General features: G+C 54.0%; 15 protein-coding genes. 9 read left to right on the plus strand and 6 right to left on the minus strand.

Features of this window, described 5'->3' with window-relative positions; translation table 11 throughout:
* Positions 1-116: 116 nt before the first annotated feature.
* Complete coding sequence (locus OLTU_RS10750; protein WP_141732760.1) at positions 117-2,828, plus strand: di-heme oxidoredictase family protein; 2,712 nt, start codon at positions 117-119, stop codon at positions 2,826-2,828.
* A 38-nt stretch (positions 2,829-2,866) separates the two neighbouring features.
* Here OLTU_RS10750 and OLTU_RS10755 read toward each other — a convergent pair whose 3' ends face one another.
* On the minus strand, positions 2,867-3,682 hold the full coding sequence (locus tag OLTU_RS10755) for an SDR family NAD(P)-dependent oxidoreductase (protein WP_141732761.1): 816 nt from the start codon (positions 3,680-3,682) through the stop codon (positions 2,867-2,869).
* A 168-nt stretch (positions 3,683-3,850) separates the two neighbouring features.
* On the opposite strand from OLTU_RS10755, the gene OLTU_RS10760 reads away from it, so the two are divergent.
* Together OLTU_RS10760 and OLTU_RS10765 are read left to right on the plus strand one after the other, a co-directional pair.
* Positions 3,851-5,419 (plus strand): cytochrome c, encoded by a 1,569-nt coding sequence (locus OLTU_RS10760; RefSeq protein ID WP_141732762.1) that lies wholly within the window; start codon positions 3,851-3,853, stop codon positions 5,417-5,419.
* Positions 5,420-5,485: 66 nt separating this feature from the next.
* Positions 5,486-6,184: a glutathione S-transferase family protein gene (locus OLTU_RS10765; protein WP_141732763.1), complete on the plus strand. Its 699-nt coding sequence runs from the start codon at positions 5,486-5,488 to the stop codon at positions 6,182-6,184.
* Here the strand turns inward: OLTU_RS10765 and OLTU_RS10770 are convergent.
* From OLTU_RS10770 to OLTU_RS10780, 3 genes are all read right to left on the minus strand, one after another.
* Entirely contained in the window at positions 6,168-6,875 is a 708-nt protein-coding gene (locus tag OLTU_RS10770; RefSeq protein ID WP_141732764.1) for a hypothetical protein, read from the minus strand. The two genes, OLTU_RS10765 and OLTU_RS10770, sit on opposite strands and share 17 nt — an antisense overlap.
* 909 nt (positions 6,876-7,784) lie before the next feature.
* A complete protein-coding gene (locus OLTU_RS10775; RefSeq protein ID WP_141732765.1) occupies positions 7,785-8,195 on the minus strand; it encodes a hypothetical protein in 411 nt (136 codons plus the stop codon).
* A 130-nt stretch (positions 8,196-8,325) separates the two neighbouring features.
* Positions 8,326-10,020, minus strand: coding sequence for a hypothetical protein (locus OLTU_RS10780; protein ID WP_141732766.1), 1,695 nt, complete (start codon positions 10,018-10,020; stop codon positions 8,326-8,328).
* 533 nt (positions 10,021-10,553) lie between these two features.
* On the opposite strand from OLTU_RS10780, the gene OLTU_RS10785 reads away from it, so the two are divergent.
* Positions 10,554-11,351 (plus strand): substrate-binding periplasmic protein, encoded by a 798-nt coding sequence (locus OLTU_RS10785; RefSeq protein ID WP_141732767.1) that lies wholly within the window; start codon positions 10,554-10,556, stop codon positions 11,349-11,351.
* Between the two features lie 45 nt (positions 11,352-11,396).
* Here OLTU_RS10785 and OLTU_RS10790 read toward each other — a convergent pair whose 3' ends face one another.
* Positions 11,397-11,606 (minus strand): hypothetical protein, encoded by a 210-nt coding sequence (locus OLTU_RS10790; RefSeq protein WP_141732768.1) that lies wholly within the window; start codon positions 11,604-11,606, stop codon positions 11,397-11,399.
* Between the two features lie 119 nt (positions 11,607-11,725).
* The gene (locus OLTU_RS10795) at positions 11,726-12,631 is read right to left on the minus strand and encodes a fibrinogen-like YCDxxxxGGGW domain-containing protein (protein WP_141732769.1); all 906 of its coding nucleotides are present in this window, start codon (positions 12,629-12,631) and stop codon (positions 11,726-11,728) included.
* A 524-nt stretch (positions 12,632-13,155) separates the two neighbouring features.
* Between OLTU_RS10795 and OLTU_RS10800 the strand changes: the two genes are divergently transcribed.
* From OLTU_RS10800 to OLTU_RS10820, 5 genes are all read left to right on the plus strand, one after another.
* On the plus strand, positions 13,156-13,866 hold the full coding sequence (locus tag OLTU_RS10800) for a PepSY domain-containing protein (RefSeq protein WP_141732770.1): 711 nt from the start codon (positions 13,156-13,158) through the stop codon (positions 13,864-13,866).
* A gap of 185 nt (positions 13,867-14,051) precedes the next feature.
* Positions 14,052-16,262, plus strand: a complete 2,211-nt coding sequence (locus tag OLTU_RS10805) for a copper-transporting P-type ATPase (protein ID WP_245676818.1) — start codon at positions 14,052-14,054, stop codon at positions 16,260-16,262.
* A gap of 92 nt (positions 16,263-16,354) precedes the next feature.
* On the plus strand, positions 16,355-17,119 hold the full coding sequence (locus OLTU_RS10810; RefSeq protein ID WP_141732771.1) for a hypothetical protein: 765 nt from the start codon (positions 16,355-16,357) through the stop codon (positions 17,117-17,119).
* Between the two features lie 22 nt (positions 17,120-17,141).
* Positions 17,142-17,507: a hypothetical protein gene (locus tag OLTU_RS10815; RefSeq protein WP_141732772.1), complete on the plus strand. Its 366-nt coding sequence runs from the start codon at positions 17,142-17,144 to the stop codon at positions 17,505-17,507.
* Between the two features lie 4 nt (positions 17,508-17,511).
* Complete coding sequence (locus OLTU_RS10820; protein ID WP_141732773.1) at positions 17,512-17,781, plus strand: hypothetical protein; 270 nt, start codon at positions 17,512-17,514, stop codon at positions 17,779-17,781.
* Positions 17,782-17,788 lie beyond the last annotated feature (7 nt).

Here is a 17,788-nt window from a genome sequence, read left to right on the forward strand (position 1 = left end):
CAGGGGGAAATTCTGGTCCCAAATCCTTGGGTTCGAGTGGCTAGTATATTGCTTTGGGCGGCTCATGCCCGGTCACCGGACATATCGAGCCGTATACGCACGCTTTGGAGGACCCTGTGAAACGTCATGCCTATCTCCTGCTGATCTCCTCGTGGCTCATGAGCTGCTCCAATAACAGGAATCATAGTTCTCTCGATGATACAGGCCAGATGCTTGTATTGCCCATCTTCCAGGACGCGATCCATGATGAATTAACGATGAAGAAGTGGCCTCTTGAAGGCGACCAGATCCAACAAGCTGTTCTTCCCGTGGAAGGCCGCGGTCAGGTCTGGGACATCCAAACCAAGGCCGGCGCCAGTGCTGTGGCTCATGCGCAGTTCAATGCCGGTTCCCGTTCCCTGGCCGCTTATGCGGAAGGGACCCTCAAATTTGATTTGCGGGTTCTCGAGACCGGTGGCAGCGGCGAAACTCTCGTGGTGAAATTGAGTGGCGTCTATCCCCAGCGGGCTGAGTATCAGCTGGCGTTCTCCACCCAGGGAACAGCCGCTTCCAGCCCTGAATGCGAAAGCCGCAAGGCCGTCATCGAAAATGCTCAAAAAGCTGGTGAATTGGAGATACTCAAGCAATCTTCCGATCCTTTCATGGCCACCTGTATTGAGGCCATGTCCTCGAGCTGGCGCGAATATGCGGTGTCGCTCAAGGACCTTCAGCCGCTCGAAGGTTTTTCCATTGGCTCGGTCATCGATCCCTTTGTGCTTGAAGTCAAAGGAGCTGCCCATGTGCAGCTTGATAACGTCCGGATCGAAGCCGTGGCCAAAAGCCAGCCCAACGCTCCAGAGACACCGGCGACTCCAACCGTTCCGGCCGGTCCCGTCAATCCATCGGCCAGCATTAAATCCTTTGCTGATATCGGGCCGAATGTAACCGGTTCGATGGTCAATAATGTGGCTGTGACCGAAGGGATCGTTAGGGTGCGTCGCCGCCATGAAAATGATATGGACTTCGCGAAATTCAACCCCTTCTATTGGGAAGGTCGCTTGACCAACTTCAAAGTTGAGGACTTCACGCCAAGCGGTGAGAACCGGATCAAGTTCACCTTGAAGACGGAATGGCCGCAGGATTATACCCCGAACCGCGGTCCTGATTTCTCGGCGATCTATACCGGTGACCCCGCTGCCGGATCGGAAACGCTGCGCAGTAAATTCGCCATCAACCAAAGAATGGCTCATATCGCCAATCAACGGCATTTTGAAGCGACCATTGGTCCCGATGTCTTCAATGCCTTCCCGGACCAGTTGAAGAAGGGCGCCCTGCTCATCTTTGAATTCCGTTTCTTCAATGATGAAAGCTTTCCAACCTGGCAGAAGCAAAAGGCCTTCAACCCGCACAACCTGTCGGCCTATTATTCCGAATTTTTCCGTATCCGTATTGGTGAAGCGGGACTTTATATCGAGAATCTGGGAAGTTCCAGCGCTCTGCCGGCACCTGCCCGCTATAGCGGTGGCTGGACCACGATTCCAACCGTGCGTGTGGAACCCTGGAAAGCCTTGCAGCAGCAGGCGAACAACCTGACCTTCGCCAATGCTCAAAACTTCCTGACGGGCCGGACCTGGTTCCATACGGACTTCGTGAGCGGTCAGCACATCGGTGACATTTCCGATGATAAGCCGTCCACGTTCTTTGAAGAGATGCGGGCTCAGCGCAGCGGCTATGCTGCCTCAGCCTTTAACGTCAAGTCCTGTAATGGCTGTCATATTCACAATGGTATCAGTCTGCTGCCGGATGAAGGCAACCTGAATCAGCCGGTTCATGCCATCATCGTCAAGACCATGAACAAGAATACGGGCAATGCCCACGCTCAGTTCGGTCAACAGCTGCAGACCAGTGGTCAGAATGCGGAAGGAACGTTGAAAGTCGAACGCTTTGAAAAGAAAACGGTGCAATTGGACGATGGAACCGTCGTGACTTTGCGCAAGCCTATTTTCAAAGTGGAAAACCCGCTTTATGCCACCGATGACCTCGGCCTTTCTCCACGCAAGCCACAAGCCTTGATTGGTATGGGCCTTTTGGAAGCGGTGCCTGACAGTGTGATTCGTGAACTCGCGAATCAGAACAAGGGCGAAGCGCGCATGGTCAACGGCCGCATCGGCCGCTTCGGTTGGAAAGCGAATCATCCTGGCGTCAAGGATCAGATCGTCGGGGCCTTGAACAATGATATGGGTGTCACCAGTCGCAATGCGACCACCGTGGATTGCACCAACTGTCAGCCTGGAAAGGCCGCTCTTCCCGACAAGGCGATCGATGAGATCGAATCCTACGTCGCGCTTTTGGGTGTGCCGCCACGCAATAACCCGACGGATGCCACCGTTCAGCGCGGTGAAAAAATCTTCGAACAGCTCGGCTGCCAGAACTGTCACGTGAAGAGTCTGCGGACGGGAACCTCAAAATTCCCGGAATTGAGTGGTCAGACCGTTCAGGCCTTTACCGACCTTCTGCTGCACGATATGGGCGAGGGCCTTGCGGATGCCAGCCAGGGTCCTTATGCCAGAAAATGGCGAACCGCTCCTTTGTGGGGCCTGAAGAATGTGAAGCATTCGACCAACGCTCATATTGGGCTGTATCCACCCGGACAGCAAACGATCGTCTTCACCCAGACGCAGAAAACGGCGAATGGCAATCCCATTCAGCTCCTGCATGACGGTCGCGCGCAGAGCATTCCGGAAGCCATCCTCTGGCATGGTGGCCAGGCTGAGGCTTCGGTGAACCTCTACAAGAAGCTGCCGAAAGCGGATCGCGATGCCCTTGAAGCGTTCCTTTGGGATCTGTGATCGTGAGCAAGTTGTGAGCATGCCTCCAGCGGGCGTGCTCACGCCTCTCCAGCAAAACCCAGCGAAACGGGTTCCTTTCTGCCCTGCCTTTGCGCAATCCACCCATGAAAGCGATCATAAATCGGCCCAGGCAAGAGACGATTCAACTGGACCAGAATTTTCATGGGCCAGGGGAAGAGATGCCGTGTTTTGCGTTTGGCGATGGCCTTCAAAATTTCCCGGCTCGCCTCCCGAACGGGAATGGCAAAAGGCATGGCAAACTCACGATGTTCGGCCATCTTTGTGGTAACAAAGCCAGGATGCACGGAAATGACATCGATCGAGTCGGGCTTCAGATCGATCCGTAAACTTTCCAAAGCCCGCATTTGAGCGGCCTTCGAAGCACAGTAGGACGAGGCCGAGCCCACGCCACGGAATGCCGCCAGGCTTGAAACCGCGACGAGGCTGCCTTGTTTCTGGTGCCGCATGGCCCTGAGAAAAGGCGCAAAGGTATGGAGCATCCCGAAGTAATTGACGTTGAAAACCCGCCGATCGAGTTCTAATGAAAAGGCATAACCGGGGTTGAGGCAACCGATGCCGGCATTGGCGATCACAACGTCCACCCCTCCCCATTGGGCAAGGATCTCGCGGCCGATGGCCTCCATGCGCTCGGGGTCACTGACATCCGCCTGAAACAGGAGAACATCCGGAGCATCCCGCTGGAGTTCGACCCGCAACCTCGCAAGTTCATCCTCTTCCAATCCAATCAAAGCCAGCCGTGCTCCCTGTTCATTCAACAGAAGCGAGAGGTCACGTCCTATTCCCGAGGTCACACCGGTAATGACAAATCGTTTGCGAGAATAAACCGAGGTCATGTCGAGCGCTCTCCTGATTTAATTTTGAGCACAAACATGACCATGAAAGGAAAGCAAATGGAATCGAAAATTGCCGTATCCGCGCATTTCAAACTCCGGAATTGACAAAAGTGTCGGCCACCGTCTAGTGAAAAGGGGTGGTTATCCGGCTCAGCTGATGAGGTGTCTATGCGTATCATGCTCCTTGCATTCCTCCTGGTGTTCAGTTCCGTAAGCCGGGCCCAGCCCTATGATTTCACGACTTTTGGGCCACGTCTGAGCGGTGATTATCAACTCAGCATGAGCGCGTTCCTGCCTCCCGATCGCCTCCGTCTGCAGGAAATACGGGCTCAAATCCCCCATCTGCAATCCTATGAAGACTTTTTGGATTATATCGCGGAGCGACGGCCCGTCCTCTTTGAAAACCCCGTGCTCATCCATGACAGCGGCAGCCTGCAGTACTCGGATCGGGAGCGACCGCGGGTCATCCTTTTCGGTGATGGGCTTATGCTGGCGTTCGCCGAGGATCCGCGACGCGAGGAGCGGACCGTGGAAGTGATCGCCTTCGACGAGCTGAGCCAGGGATTCCAGTTTGCCGAGCTGCAATTCGGAGCGGATGGGGCGCGTTTTCAGGATCAGCCACGGAATTGTCAGAGTTGCCATGGGACCACGCCGAAACCTTTGTGGGATCCCTATGATTTCTGGCCGAATGCCTATGGCAGTGCCATTGCCCGCTTTGGAACCGTGGCGGAAAAAAATGCTTATGAAAAGATTCGGCAGCAGACCCCCAAGCAGGGGATCTATCAGCGTTTGAAGTGGCCGGTCCCGACCGGTAATAACAATCGTGGGCTCGATGGCATTGAAACTTTCACCCAGTATGTGAACCAGCTGCAAATTTTCGCCGCGCTCCCACGCCTCCAGCAACAGCCGGGAGCGTTTGATCAGGTGGTTCCAGCCCTGCTGGGTGTTCTCAATCACTGTGCGGTGGATGCGAACGATGCCAACGCCGCCCGGAAGCTGGCCGCATTTTTCCCGGGAGTCTGGCAGAGCCGGATCCAGACGGAATTTGCCGGCTGGCATCAGCGGGTGAAGGAGGCGCGGCGTCGCCTCAAGTCCTATCAATCCAATCGCTATCAAAAACTCTTTCCGAACAGCCCCACACTGTTTGCGATCGATCTCGAACGTCTGGCGGCTGAAACCCAAACGGTGGCCCAGTTCTATTTCATACTTGATCTGGCTGGAGTCGATGCCCGCGACTTTACCCTCAGTCAAGGGCCCAATCCCTATTTTATGAGTGTTCCGAGCAATCTGGATGCCGACCTGGCCAGTAATATGGCCCTCGTGGCTCCCGATATTTTTCAACGGTTGAGCCCAAAGCTGGTGAATGCCAATGGCGGTGGTTATGACTTTACCTGGGCCCGCTTCAACTGCGCGAGTCTGCAAACGGAAAGCCTTCAGCAGCTGCAGGGCATGAATCCGACGGCACCTGCCAATACCGGATTCCGGAATGCCCCCACGGTCTTCGGCGAATGCATGAGCTGTCATACCATCAACCCCGCAGCGCAGGGCGCGCCGCCCATTCCGTTTGATAGTTCAGGTCAATTGCGGGTCTGGCTGCAGGGGAGCGATGGAGCCGGCATGAAAAAAATTCTGGAGCGTATTCAAAAAACCGGCCCGGGGCAGATGCCTCCTTATCGCAAGCTCAGCCGCGAGGAACAGGAGCAGCTGCGCCTGAACCTGGAGCATATCGGTTCGTAATGGAAGTGGGGCGTCCGGAATGGTAAAACCAGGGGACTGATTTCATCCACCTGGGAGAACGATTCGATGACGCTCGCTCTTTACCTGCACCCGCTCGCTTCTTTCTGTCATAAGGTGCTTCTGGCACTTTATGAAAACAACACGCCCTTTGAGGCCCGCATCGTGGATCTCATGAACAGTGAGGAGCACGCGCGTTACCTTAATGTGTGGCAGGTCGGCAAAATACCGGTGCTACGGGATGAAACCAAAAACCGGACGGTTCCTGAGACCAGCATCATCATCGAGTATCTCGATCAAAATTATCCCGGCCCCGTCCCCCTTTTGCCGCGGGACGAGCCCGCACGTCTGGAAGCCCGCCTCTGGGATCGATTCTATGACCTCTACGTGCAGGTTCCGCTGCAGAAAATCGTCGTCGATCGCCTGAGGCCTGACAACGGCCATGATCCCATCGGTGTGGCCGAGGCCCGCGCCACCCTGAAAACAGCCTACAGCATGATCGAAAATCAAATGGCCACCCGAACCTGGGCCATCGGTTCTGACTTCACCATGGCCGATTGTGCCGCCGCCCCGGCCTTATTCTACGCCGGCATCGTCGAGCCCTTCGGAAACGACCATCCCCACACCACGGCCTATTTTGAACGACTCATCGCCCGACCTTCCATGCAACGGGTCCTCGCGGAAGCTCAGCCTTACTTTTCCATGTTTCCTTATCAGGATGCGATGCCAGCCCGGTTTCGGAACGCGGGTGCTACTTCAAATTCATGACACAGTAGTCTGGAGATAGCTTGCGGTCAGCGCCGTGGAGATTTTCGCCGATGTGCCGGCCCATAACTGTAATCATATAGTTTCCTGCAGGGATCGTTTCCAGGGAATACGCCTCAGGCAGATCCAACTCAAGTTGACCAATTTTCTTGGTGTATAGCACCCTCATTCCTGCGTCTCGTGTGTCGAGGGGGTGGAGCTGAATACTCAAAGCCAACCCTCCCGGATCTTGCAGATGCTCGATCTCAATTGGAATCTTAATCATGCGCTCTGTATACGGATCAGGCCAGTCGCATGTCACACGAAACCACAGTCCTCGGTAGGGGAGCATATGTTTGATTAAGAAATCTGGCTGCTGGCTGAGGTCTTGAACTGGGAATGAGATCGTGGACTCGCTTTTGGGGTTGCGCACATGAATGGTTCCTGGGACGTTGGGAACTATGACACAGCCTTTGCTGGTAAAATAAATTGGAGAACTGGCCAGCAAATCCATGACGATCATTCCCTCAAGAGCATTGAGTTCCGATCCTGATATTTCTCTCTCATCAGAATTCAACAATTTCACGTACTTATTTGCCTTAACCTCCGCTGCATTGACTCCGCATTGCACCGCTATTCCATTCGCTCGGTTATGAATGGATTGGCAGTGCACCATCAAAAAGGCAAGGCTAAGAAGAATTATTTCGAGCTTCATACGTCATCCTATTGGCCAGAATCCATTCCTCATCCTTGGATCCATCCAAAACCGTAATATTGCATCCGGGTTACATAGTTAATCCTACGACCTTCTTGCTGCTCATGCAATATATCAAGCCTGATGGCGTCTCCTAGTCAATTCTGCTCCTGAAGGCTCCATGAGCTTCATTCAGGCTAAGGACCGTTGAACTGAATCTTACGATTACAAGGAAAAACCTAATGATTATCAGCGTACGATTGGCAACGTTGGCTCTTATAGTTCTCACAGCTTGCGGCGAGAACAAAAAAGATAAGGTTGAACCCAATGCTCCGCCCTTCGCAAGCACTCCAAGTCTCTTCTCCTATTCCGATGATTCCGTCATAACGAGTGGAACATGGGCCTCTGAATGCAGACCTTGTGGCAAGAGCTTTTGCCTGGATGTGATAAACACCAGCCCCAGTTCCTTGATCTGGGCCGAAAGCCAATATGAGGATCCACTTTGCGAAGAACCCCTCATGCGCATACGGTATGTGTCTTCCTATGAAGCAAGAGAAGGCAGAATTATTGCCAGACTCAGGCAGACAGACGTCATACTGAAGGATGAGAACTTGAAGAGAGTGGCTGAACAAATCCAATCATGTGGCTTTGATACCTGGCCCTTGCATCAGACATTGGATATTACAGGAAGGCCTTGTTCCTCCAGTCCTGAAGAAGGCGGCGTTTGGGCAAGATGGGTCACGCCTTATAAGTCCATCGTACGAGCGGACTATAAAATCGATGGACCAAATCTAACACTCAAGACTGCGACCGAAGAATTGGTTTTCCGTTGGACGACGACGAGGTAACTTTCTGCCGTTTACCAGCATTCAGCAAATAACCGGGCGATAGTCACACGGATATCGCCCCAGCAGAAAACTCAAGCCATGCTCACCGCGTCGGCAGCAGCGAAGGCGGGCCTTTCAGGAAAAATTCCTTGATGACCTCGCCTTTCTCATTCAGGATTTCGATGATAAAATAGCGGCCTGATGAGGTGTCGCTGACAAGTTTGGCCCGGGCGGGGAAGTGCTTTTCATTGACGCCGAAGTCATCCGCTACAACCTCGCCGTGGAAGAGGCCGTCGGTTCCAAGCTTGAACCCGGCCCAGACGAATTTCTGATCCTTCAGGTCCGCGAGTTCGGCCAGATCCATCCGCAGATAGAATTCATTGCCGTGATCCCAGATTCCAGCCTCGGTTGATTTTTCAAACAATTGAGCCCTCTGACCCATGGCGGAAGCGGGATTGGCGAATGCAGTCAAAAACCAAACACAGACCAAAGACACAGTCAAAGAAACCTTCATAATTACTCCTGCCAGTTACATGAGTGATGACGCCCCAGTCCTACCTTTTTCCAAAGCGTCTGTCCATGGGATTGGCGGAGAAAAAAAAGCCCCCAGGATCGCCTGGGGGCATGGTCTTGGATCGGGTTTATTAGGGCAGCGTTTTCTTTTGCTCCTCGAGGTATTTCACCAGAGCATCGATCTGCGCATCCGTCAGCTGCTTGAAGCGGCGTGGCGGCATGGTCAAAAGATGTTCACCTCTCTCCATCTCCACGGGTTGACCCATGGGCGAGATGATTTTGAAACCTTCCTGCTTCAGGCGCTCAGGAGTAAGACCGAGTTTGATACGGGAGATCGCGAGGTCGATCTCGGCCTTTGCATTTTGCATGGAGGCGAGATTCACGTTAAAGCGTGAGCGCGAAATCGTCGGATCCAGTCGTGAGTTGTGGCACTGACCACAGGCCAGCATCAAGGTTTGCTGCGGCGTCATCTCAGGCGCCACGGCAAAGCCCATGTCACCCAGCTGCTTTTGATCCGTCCGCAGAACATTGCGATGATCCTCGAATTTCTCGAGCGGCACAAGGCCGGCTTTGAAATCCTGGTATTGTTTCGTGAACTTGGCCAGCAGGGAAGGTTCCGTCACCTTCACATCATGATAAGGAACAGGAATCATTTCACCCGTCAAAACTCGCGCGAAGAGAGCATCCCAGGTTGGGCTGCTGCCTGGTATGGTGTTATCCTCTGGCTGGTTCGGCGATGAATTTTCCACTTCATTCTGAATTGTGCCCGTATCAAACTCGTTGGGCTGAGTGTTCGAACCATTATCCCGCACGGTATCTTCCAGGTTGGCTGGATCCGACGCGCGAATCATAGGACCGGGAATGCCGCCATAAGTTTCGTCGGTACCGTGGGCTGCATAGTAATCATTGATGAGGTTGATACCCGCCGTGTTATCGCGGAAGAAGTGCGTCCATGGGTTTTGGAGTTCCTGCATCCGGAGCAGTTTCGGTGTGCCTGGGCCGTCGGTCTGGTGACACTGACGACAGTCCACGATGCTGTTCTTGATTTCGTCTTCATGATAAAGCGAAAATTCCGTCCAGCCGGTTTCGACAGCAGGCGTGAGCAATTCACCGGCATTACAGCCTTCCGGACGGCTGTTACAGGCCTGTTTGAAACCAGCAAGGAAAAACTCAGGGCCGGTCGGCGTGTTGACAATGATTTCAGCGAACTGTTCGCCCCGAACAAAACCCATGATCACGTAATTGGGATCGGCCTGGCCCACGGCTGAAGCGCTCATGAGCAGAACGCGAGGGTTGATGGCCGATACGAAGCGACCGACGAGCGAACTGGAATGTCCTTGAACTGCAAAGGCCGGGTTGCCTCCGGAGCCGTTATCACCACGTGTTGTCAGGGTTGGGTCCACAATATTGAGGCCAAGGATGGTTTGGAGTTCGATCAGGCTCTTGGGACGCATGTTCTGCACGCAAAACTTTTGCAGAACAGCATTACTCGCCATGTTGGGCGCGGCGGCAATCTTCGCGCACACAACTTTCATTTGTTCTTCGCCATGCTTGAGTCCATGCATGGGCTCCTCTTCACTCAACGCGAGGAAAGTTTTGGCATCGCGCTGGGCTTCTGTTGGAGTCTTGGCGACGATGGGCTCAACCGGCTTCTCCGCGGCGTCCCCGGTATTCGCTGTAGGTGTTGTTGTTTCACCTGCTTGAACGACAGGCGCCGGCTCTTGAGCCGTCGAATCACCTGGAGTGAAGCGATCCGCTTTCTTAAGAGTACAGCCTATCACGACTGTCAGCACCGAGATATAGACCCATTTACTGTGTATCCTCATGAACCCTCTCCTGTCCTGCTTAGCTTATGTTGATCCGTCCGAGAGAAGGAATTGCAAGGCCAAGGCCCAAGGCGCCGCCCAGCTAAGTCTGGAAATTTACGAGCCGTCTTGTGCACAAACGAAAAGGCGTTCATGTCCACAGACTGGAAGAATAAAACTGAGGTGGCGTTCTGGGTTCGATTAACCAGCTGATATTGCAAGTTGAAATGAGGAGTGCAAGAGGCAACAGTTCACAAATTGGTGGTTGATTTCAGAGCTTATGCTTTAGAGCCTTGAATTAGCAGGGATAATTAAGAGAGTGAGTCTTGGGAAAAGCCGTGAGGGCAGGGGAATTGCGTCGCGCAAGGGTACTCTTGCAGCAACCATGCCGGATCTCGTAACAAATGACGCTTCAGAGCTTTTATGTATTTTTATGAAAAAGTTGAAATGTTTCTCATTTCTTGTGGACAATTGGGGGCAGGTCCGTATACCTGAAATCACTGACTAATCGATAGAGCCAGCGTGTCCTCTCAACAGGATCGGAGAGAAAGCGCATGAGATGGATTTCCGGAATTTTTACAGGCCTTCTTCTCCTATTTCCCTTCCTTGATACTTTGGACTCCCGCGCTGAAGAAAAGCGAAGTCTGGACGTTGGTTTGATTGAATTCAATTCCCTTGCGACCATCGAAGGCCAGCAGGCGGATGGTCTGATCGTGGAATATGCCCGGGATATTCTGTTGGCCGCAAACCTGCCTCTGCAGTATCAGGCCGTTTCCATCGGCCGCTCCCTGGAGCAGCTGCGCAGCAATCGGCTCGACCTGGTTCTGATGCTTTTTAGAACACCTGAGCGCGCAGCCTATACCCGCTACAGTCGCCTGCCGCTCCTCTGGCTTAATGTTGGTGTTTGCACCAGGACGGAACTCCACAAACAACCTTTGGCTTCCTCCAGTCGCCTCGTCCATGTGCGCGGCGCCCTCCTGCCTTCGGTTTTGCGCGATCTGCCGCGTCTGCCCGTAAGCGGCGAAAATGCCCAGCTGCGCATGCTGCAGATGCTGCTCAAGAATCGGGTCGATGCCATCTACACTCCGAAACCGGAAGCCCTTCTTCTGGCGGCTCATCAGGCCGGGATCGAGGCCGCGTTGCACTGCTATGAATTCAAAAACATTCGGATGGCGATGCATCTGGGGTTTGCCAGAAATTTGCCAGCTGATGTGGTGCAAAGACTGGAAGATGCGCTTCAGAAAAAACTGCAGACGGAATCGTTTGAAAATTTCCTGGAGAGGCGTCTGGCCGAGAACGGCATCGCATCGCCTCCGCTGGAGTTGATTGATCCTATGGAGATCCTGCCTTGACCGGCGCAACGAGTTTCGACTGTTTTCAATGGGCTTCATGTAGGCTTAAGCATCCAGGATATCCTGGGCCGGTTTAATTGTTACCGGGACAGTTTGAGCGCCCTTCGTATCGGGACTGCCGATACTGGTGAACCACAGCAGATAATTTTCATGACAGGTGGGGCAGGCATGTTCCTCTTCAAACCCAACCTGGTTGTCTGGACATGCCTGGCGTGGTTCGACTTTGAGAGCCCACTCTTTGCAGCAGCTTTTCAACTCTCCTCGCCTCCTTCCAAAACCTTTTTCGGCGTTCTACTGATTGCAAAAAATAGGCCTTTTTACAGGCCGGATGGCGTTGACATGCATGCTTCGCTGGGTCTCCTGGGTGGTCTTGTCTAGCGAAACCAGACCCGATGAATCGTATGAAATGCAGCCGAATCGCTTCCAAAATCGCATTCCCAGGTATTGAGACCCGCGTCGCCGGCAATGCTCCACATGACGTCTGGCGCATTGTCGATCGTTCTGCCAAAGGGATTAAAGGTCAGAACGAAATTCAATTGATTGCTGTCGCTGCGATTGATATTGCCGGGAATGCTTGCGCTGTGACCCGTCAGCGCCGTAAAACTGTTGCGTACGCTCAGACAATTGCCCTGACCTGTTCTGGCAGCTGCCAGACATGTGGACTCGCTGGTCTTGAAGTGAACCACGCGCGTGTTTTGTGACGAACGGCAGTAAAAGCGAAGCTCCTTGGCACTGGCAAATTTCGTGAAGAGGACGTTGCCCGCGTGTCCCCAAAAGAGAGGTTTCGTGGATTCATCCTCACCCAGGATATCACTCCCCAGTAAAGGCAAATTTTCCGTGCGAGCCGCCAGAGCCGGTGTTGTTCCGCCCTTGTGATTGTAGCTCAGCATCAAAGTCCAGCCGCCGCCATCGGTCTGCATATCGCAGGATGCATCGATGGCCTGACGTGTTTCCAAATTTGCGTCCAGGTAAATTTTATAAGGCCCACTCAAAGCCTCGGGCCTGGCTTTTTTGATGGCCGCACAGCTCTCCGGGTAAAAAGGAGCCACTGGAATCGGAGTCTGTTGGGGACTGGGTGTCTCCTCCGGTTCGGTGACTGCGGGAGCCACAGGCCCCAATACGCTATCGTAAACCTCTACCGGAGGCAGAACGTCAGCGTCCCCTGTTGAGGAAACCTGTTCATCACCTTGCAGCTGAGGGGCGTCTCCCCCATTGCGACAGGCGCAAAGCAGGAGGATGAGCCAGGCGCTCGTCGCAAGCGCAGCTTGATACTTTTTCACGTTCGTCCCTCGGTGTTCGTTTCCCGCTTTATCGGTTCGTTTTGAGAAAATCTTGAGGGAAAAATGGAAAAAAATTTATTGATATCAATTGGTTAAAAAGATGTGGTCGGATCTGTGGGATCCGACCAGACGAATTTTGGGATGTAGGGCAATTTTCTCAGAAGTCATACACAGAAAACTTATCGGGTTTTTTGTGCGAATCGTGAGATATTTCTGATTTGCTTTAAATATTAAACCATTGCAGGGGATAATTTTCAATCATGCATACACAGAATATGTCCGTAGCCTTTGAGAAGCGTTGCAGTTGGCCAGGAGAACGCAGGAGGTCATGAGGGCAGACACATGATGCATTTTCACGGGGAAACTTTCACCAGTAGGGGCCAGCTGCAACGCAAGTGCGGGGAAAAACCCTGCCCGTCGGTTTTAGCAGGGCTTTGGCCAGCAGCATAAACCAGGATTGGCTGCGGTTGGGGATTCTGTTATGAACAGGATCACGAATGATTCAGGATAGAAGGCGGATTGTGATGTTTTCCAAAGCAGCGCGGGTTCAGGTCAGAAAGTTTCATCGTTGGGCCGGAATTTTGATCGGGATACAATTGCTGCTGTGGATCACAAGCGGGGTTTACTTTGCCTGGGTGCCGATTCAGGTCATTCGGGATGATGATCGCAAGACGGAGTCAGCCGTGTCCGCTCTGCCGTTGAATCAGGTGGTGCCGGCATCGACTTTGAAAATTCCTGCAAACTTTGTGACGAAAACGCTGCGTCTGGAGCAGGCACCCGCCGGTCTCTTCTATCGCTTGGAATCCACGGCCGGTGCGGTGGCCGTTTTCGATGCCCTCACAGGTGAACCTGGCCCTCAGCTCAGCAGCGAACGCGCGATCCAGTTCGCGATGCAGCAGATTCAAAGCCAGGATAAACCGTCCCAGGTGCAGCTGCTGGAAACCCGAACCGAAGATTACAAAGGTCCGATTCCCGTTTATCAAATCCTTCTTCCCGATGTTCGCGGGACCAGGCTTTATGTTGATCCCTGGTCCGGTCGTGTTCTCGCGCGCCGCAATATGTTCTGGCGCGTCTATGATTTTCTTTGGATGCTTCACATCATGGATTTCAAGGAGCGCGAGGACTTCAACAATCCCTGGTTGAAAGGCCTCAGTCTCGGTGCGCTCGGTCTTTGGCTCAGTGGATATTTTTTGATCGGATTGGGACGCGCGCCACGCAGAAAACATCCTGCCTGAGAACTATTACCAGGGTACGACCCCATCACGGAAAATCATCCCTTTTTTTCAGATAGGGTCCAAGCCTGCTCGCTTGCCGCCCGCCCAGCCTGAACGCAGAAACTGCGTGAAAACAGGTATTCTATCAGTCGCTCGAAGTTTCTATAGTTTCCCGAGCTTTTCAGTCTGTTTCCTAGGGAGGTCCTATGGATCAATCTCATCATCATCCGCAAACCCCCATTTTTCAGGGCGCGACAGGTTCTGAAGACGGTCGAGCCCATGCGTCCGGAACTATTCCAGGCCAGACCGTGTGGGTTTGTCCGATGCACCCGGAAATTCGCAAACCGGCCGCTGGACATTGCCCCATCTGCGGCATGGCCCTGGAACCTTTTCTGCCTGATACCCAGGATCATACCGAGTTGCGCGCCATGTCCAGGCGCTTCTGGGGCGCGGCGCTTCTGACCATTCCACTCCTTGTCGTTGCCATGGGGGATATGCTGCCCGGCGCTCCGATTTCAGCGGCGCTGGGGGCACGAGGCCGGGCCTTGCTTGAGCTGGTCCTGGCCTCGCCCGTGTGCCTCTGGGCGGCCTGGCCTTTTTATGTGCGCGGCTGGGATTCCCTGGTTCGCAGACGTTTGAATATGTTCACTCTCATCGCTCTCGGGGTGAGCGTGGCCTATATTTATAGCGTTCTCGCCGCTCTGATGCCTGATATTTTTCCGGCTTCCTTTCGCGATCATGCCGGGAACGTCGCCCTTTATTTTGAATCGGCAGCTGTGATCGTCACATTGATTCTGCTGGGGCAGGTCCTTGAGCTGAAAGCACGCAATCAAACCAGCTCGGCCATTCAAAAGCTTCTGAACCTGGCTCCGAAGATGGCTCACGTGGTGACGGCCCAGGGTGCGGAAAAGGATTTGCCTTTGGCTCAGGTTCAGGTGGGCGATCACCTCCGCGTGCGGCCCGGCGAAAAAGTTCCCGTCGATGGTCGCGTCCTGCACGGAAAAAGTTCCGTCGACGAATCAATGATAACCGGGGAGCCCATGCCGGTGGAAAAAATTGCCGGAAGTCAGGTCGTGGGCGCCACTATCAACGGGACCGGATCCTTTGTATTTCAGGCGGAAAAGGTCGGTTCGGACACGCTGCTCGCCCGCATCGTTCATATGGTGGCGGAAGCCCAGCGCAGTCGGGCTCCGATTCAAAACATGGCGGATCGCGTGGCGGCTACGTTTGTGCCGATCGTCATTGTCATCGCGCTTCTCACCGCTCTGGTGTGGGGGACGATAGGGCCCGAGCCCAGGATGGCCCATGCGCTGGTCAATGCCATCGCGGTGCTGATCATCGCCTGCCCCTGTGCCCTGGGACTGGCGACGCCGATGTCCATTATGGTGGCCACTGGACGTGGCGCGCAGATGGGAATTCTCTTTCGTGATGCAGCCGCGATCGAACTCCTGCAGAAAGTCGATAGCCTGGTTGTCGATAAAACAGGGACGCTGACGCTTGGCAAACCTAAACTTGCGCAGGTGGTCGTCCTTCCCGGTGTGGATGAACAGAATTTTTTGAGTCTCGTGGCCTCTCTGGAAAAAAGCAGTGAACATCCCCTGGCGCATGCCATCGCCTCCGACGCGGAGGAACGCGGCATTCCCCTGCTGCCGGTTCAGGATTTCACCTCCATCACGGGTCAAGGCGTGCAGGGCAAGGTCGCAGGTCAAACCGTGACGCTCGGGAACCGGTCCCTCATGGAAACGCTCGCCCTGCCCCTGGATGCCCTTTGGTCCCAGGCGGAAAACCTGCGGGCCGAAGGGCAGACCGTGATGTTTGCCGCCATCGAAGGTCAACTTGCTGGTTTGATCAGTGTCGCTGATCCCATCAAGGATACAGCCCGGCAGGCGATTCAAACCCTGCAGGACGATGACATACGCGTGCTCATGCTGAGCGGTGACAGTCGGACGACCGCGCAGGCTGTCGGACGCAAGCTGGCCCTCGACGATGTGGTGGCCGAGGTGCTGCCGGAGCAAAAGGTTCAGTACGTGGCGCAGCTCCAGAAAAAGGGACAAATGGTAGCCATGGCGGGAGACGGGATCAACGATGCGCCCGCTCTGGCCAAAGCCCAGATCGGAATCGCCATGGGCACAGGAACGGACGTGGCCATGGAAAGTGCGGGGGTGACTCTGATCAAGGGTGATCTCATGGGCATTGTGCGGGCACGCAAGCTCAGCCAGGCCACCATTCGCAATATCAAACAGAACCTCTTCTTTGCCTTCTTCTACAATGCAGCCGGCATTCCGATTGCAGCCGGCGTCCTCTATCCGTTCTTCCATCTCCTCCTGAACCCCATGATTGCAGCCGGAGCCATGAGCCTCAGCTCGGTTTCCGTGATTGCGAATGCGCTGCGTCTACGCTATGAAAAAATAAGCTGATCGGTCTGAGCGTAGGCAGTCTTTTCCTTCCGTTTCCTCTTTAACTGGGTGTCCGTTATAATAGGGGAAATCCCTCTACCAAAGGAGACCCCATGAGCTGGAAGGTTTCTGTGCTTTCCGCGTTTCTTAGTGTCGGAATTTTCACCCAGGTGGCACAGGCTCAGGATACGACGGATGAGCCTGCCCAGACTCAGGACACGGAGGCTGAGCCCGCCCAGGAGACGGCAAAAGCTGCGGAATCGCCAGACGCGACCGCCGCAAAGGGCAAGGGCCTTCTGGGGGATTTGCGTTTTGGGCCCAGCGTGGCGCTTGGCCTGCCCCATCCTCTGACCGGCGGAGTGGATCTTGTGTATGCCGATCTCATTTCCGTGTCGCTGACCGGTGGCCGCTATGGATTCAAGGTGGATGAGACTGAGCTGGAGATTCGGAACTGGGATGCTACGGTGCGGTTCTATCCTTTCCTGGGCAGTTTTTTCATCGGCGCCGCCTTGGGCAACCAGGGAATTGTGGGCAAGCTTAAAACCGACGTGGAGACCACCACAGCCGGCGTGACCCTGACCGTTCCCACCACCTTGCGTTTGGAAGTGGAAAGCAATTACCTTACGCCTCAGATCGGCTGGTTTGCCCGCTGGGATTCCGGTTTGACCCTGGGCTTTGACTTTGGTTATCAGATGCCGTCGGGAGTGAAGTCCGAACTCCAGACTTCGTTTGATAATGTTTCGGCTGCAAGTCAGCAGGCGGTTCAGAATTCGGAAGACTATAAGGAGAACAAGGAGGATGTTGAAAAAGCCGCGGAAGCTGTCGGCAAAACCAGCATTCCGTATATCTCGTTCTTCCGTATCGGCTGGCTCTTCTGATTAACCAAAGGAAAAACACACCATGAAAACCAAATTATTTGTGACCTTCGCTCTGGCGTCGCTTCTGATGAGTGGCTGTGACAGTAAAATTGAGGACCTGGAATCGAAAGGTCTGACCAGTAATATTCCCGTGACCGAGAGTGATGGTGTGGTAACCGGAACGGTCAGTTCCACGGCCACCACCGATCAGATGATCGTGGCCAGCGCGTCCTCAAACGTTGCCGATGCAGCCGTAACCTTTCCTCCTGGATCGCTGACCGTATCCACCGAAATTTCCCTCGGTGAAGCCACGGACAAGAGTGCAGGGATTCTTGCGGAACTGGGTGTGACGGATGCTCTGCAGACCATGGAACCGATTTACGTCGGTCCCGCCACCGGCTGTCGCTGAACCTTTGACCATTCAGCTGCCTTTGCCTTTGGAGGATCTTGATGCGACCTTGCGTCTTCACGGCGATAGCAAGCTGGTCCTTATTTATGTGATCTACAATGAAGGCTGGAAGGCCGGCATGATTCCATTGAATGACCATAACCTGGTTGGTGCATTCATGAAGCAGACCATGCCGGGTCTTGGTTATTTTCAGATTGTTTACATGAACAGTGCCAAGGGGGAACAGGAAGTCACGTCCCAGGTTACGCCTGGATTGGGAAGTGCGGCCAAGTAGATCAAAA

Source organism: Oligoflexus tunisiensis, from assembly GCF_001748245.1.
Taxonomy (GTDB): domain Bacteria; phylum Bdellovibrionota_B; class Oligoflexia; order Oligoflexales; family Oligoflexaceae; genus Oligoflexus; species Oligoflexus tunisiensis.

What these genes read in the sequence shown, in the direction of transcription:
- OLTU_RS10755 (WP_141732761.1), bottom strand. Translation starts at nt 3,682, where the DNA reads ATGACCTCGGTTTATTCTCGCAAACGATTTGTCATTACCGGTGTGACC.
- OLTU_RS10760 (WP_141732762.1), top strand. Translation starts at nt 3,851, where the DNA reads ATGCGTATCATGCTCCTTGCATTCCTCCTGGTGTTCAGTTCCGTAAGC.
- OLTU_RS10765 (WP_141732763.1), top strand. Translation starts at nt 5,486, where the DNA reads ATGACGCTCGCTCTTTACCTGCACCCGCTCGCTTCTTTCTGTCATAAG.
- OLTU_RS10770 (WP_141732764.1), bottom strand. Translation starts at nt 6,875, where the DNA reads ATGAAGCTCGAAATAATTCTTCTTAGCCTTGCCTTTTTGATGGTGCAC.
- OLTU_RS10775 (WP_141732765.1), bottom strand. Translation starts at nt 8,195, where the DNA reads ATGAAGGTTTCTTTGACTGTGTCTTTGGTCTGTGTTTGGTTTTTGACT.
- OLTU_RS10780 (WP_141732766.1), bottom strand. Translation starts at nt 10,020, where the DNA reads ATGAGGATACACAGTAAATGGGTCTATATCTCGGTGCTGACAGTCGTG.
- OLTU_RS10785 (WP_141732767.1), top strand. Translation starts at nt 10,554, where the DNA reads ATGAGATGGATTTCCGGAATTTTTACAGGCCTTCTTCTCCTATTTCCC.
- OLTU_RS10800 (WP_141732770.1), top strand. Translation starts at nt 13,156, where the DNA reads ATGTTTTCCAAAGCAGCGCGGGTTCAGGTCAGAAAGTTTCATCGTTGG.
- OLTU_RS10805 (WP_245676818.1), top strand. Translation starts at nt 14,052, where the DNA reads ATGGATCAATCTCATCATCATCCGCAAACCCCCATTTTTCAGGGCGCG.
- OLTU_RS10810 (WP_141732771.1), top strand. Translation starts at nt 16,355, where the DNA reads ATGAGCTGGAAGGTTTCTGTGCTTTCCGCGTTTCTTAGTGTCGGAATT.
- OLTU_RS10815 (WP_141732772.1), top strand. Translation starts at nt 17,142, where the DNA reads ATGAAAACCAAATTATTTGTGACCTTCGCTCTGGCGTCGCTTCTGATG.